This window comes from Clostridium sp. AF19-22AC, from assembly GCF_003479085.1.
Classification (GTDB): domain Bacteria; phylum Bacillota; class Clostridia; order Lachnospirales; family Lachnospiraceae; genus Faecalicatena_A; species Faecalicatena_A orotica.
On record NZ_QUGN01000056.1, the window covers coordinates 1 to 1,758 of the forward strand.

The window sequence follows — 1,758 nt, forward strand, 5'->3', positions numbered from 1 at the left end:
TAGGCGTTTGCGAAACGCCACAAGCCGCATGAATACGGCATTTTTCTGTTATGAAAAACAAATAACCCCTCACTGGATATGGTATAATAGAGTTGACTAAAAACTAAAAACCATCACCCAAGAAAGGAGTTATTCTGATACCTATGATACCATATAAACAGCTTTCTTTGGCAGAAATTTTTACAGATTGCCAAGAAAAACTTGATAATGACAAACCTGCGTTTCTCTCTCTATTAGAAACTCATATCGACATTGATGAAATTATTCCGATTTCCTTTAGAAACCATTTTTATGCATCAACGGGCAGAACCCGTAAATACTCTTTGCAAGCCTTTTTATGGGCCTTGATTATTCAACGTATTTTTTCTATTCCTACTGACCAACTCTTGTTGGTCTTCCTTGCATACTCCAAACCGCTTCGTGATTTCTGCGGTTTTGATAAAGTTCCTGATGCCTCTAAAATCACTCGATTTAAACAGGATTTCTTAGATGATCTACAGTCCGTGTTCGAGCATCTTGTGGATCTTACGGAACCAATCTGTCAGGCTATTGATTCCGCCAAAGCTGATATGACCATTTTTGATTCTTCTGGAATTGAAGCTTTTGTCACTGAAAATAATCCGAAATACGCAAACCGGATTATCAAGCAGCTTAAGGCTTATGCCAAATCCAAGGGCTATGATAAATCATATGATCCTTATAAAGCTGCGTATGGTGCTATGCCTTCTCATGCTTCTGCTAATCCTGAAATCAAACAGCTTTACATCAATGGACATTTTTGTTATGTTTTCAAGTTTGGCATTGTCACCAACGGACTTGGAATTATTCGCCATATTTCCTTTTACAACAAGGATTTCATAGTATCGCATCCTGATATTGTCGTAGAAAAGAAAACGGATTCTCCCGATGAAGATAAATCTGTCCATGACTCAAAACTTCTTGTTCCAACCTTGAAAGATTTTTTTGCAAAGCACCCACTGATCAATCCCAAAGTTTTTCTGGGCGATGCCTCTTTCGACTCTGTTCAGTTATACAAAGAATTACTTTCTGGTGATACCTTTGGTATTGATAAGCATTTTTCAAAAGCATATATCCCACTTAATTCACGCTCTCATTTAGAGAACATAGACTACACGATCAATGACAATGGCATCCCTTGCTGTCCACATGATCCCTCACTTCCAATGAAACCTGAAGGAAATACTTCTCATCTTCGCTGTGGACTTCCAACTTTCAAGTTTGTCTGCCCGAAAATGAAATATATAAAATGTGAAGATGGAAACTATCACCGCCGTTGCCAATGTGACAACCCTTGTACCACATCCCCTTGTGGAAGAATGATTTACATTTATCCAGAAAAGGATCTGCGTGCATTTCCTGGCACTATCCGTGGCACTAAAGAATGGGATAACACCTATAAAATTCGAACTGTCGTAGAGCGGGACATCAATCATATCAAAGCAAACCTCTGCCTGGCAGGTCGTCGTACACAAAACGAAAACACGTTGCACGCCGATTTAATACTTGCAGGCATTACGCAACTGATAACCGTAGTGCTTGCAGATAAAATTAAACATCATGAATATATTCGCAGTCTGAAACCTCTTATTGCATAGGACTTACCAACTTCATAGCTAGATGAGGCTTATTTGTTGTGCCCAAAATCAAGTGTTTTTTATTTTCTGCATTAAAATATCTGTAAGATAGAACGTTTATCTCTTTTACGCAAGTTTTAGGAATGTGTTTCGCAATTACCTA

1 protein-coding gene is annotated in these 1,758 nt (G+C 38.4%); it reads left to right on the top strand.

Annotated features, from left to right (window positions below; all coding sequences use genetic code 11):
* Nucleotides 1–143: 143 nt before the first annotated feature.
* Complete coding sequence (locus DWX43_RS26710; RefSeq protein ID WP_118623106.1) at nucleotides 144–1,616, top strand: transposase; 1,473 nt, start codon at nucleotides 144–146, stop codon at nucleotides 1,614–1,616.
* The last annotated feature ends 142 nt before the right edge of the window (nucleotides 1,617–1,758 follow it).

Bases quoted from the DNA above. Each gene is read 5' to 3' on its own strand.
- DWX43_RS26710 (WP_118623106.1), top strand. From the start codon at position 144: ATGATACCATATAAACAGCTTTCTTTGGCAGAAATTTTTACAGATTGC.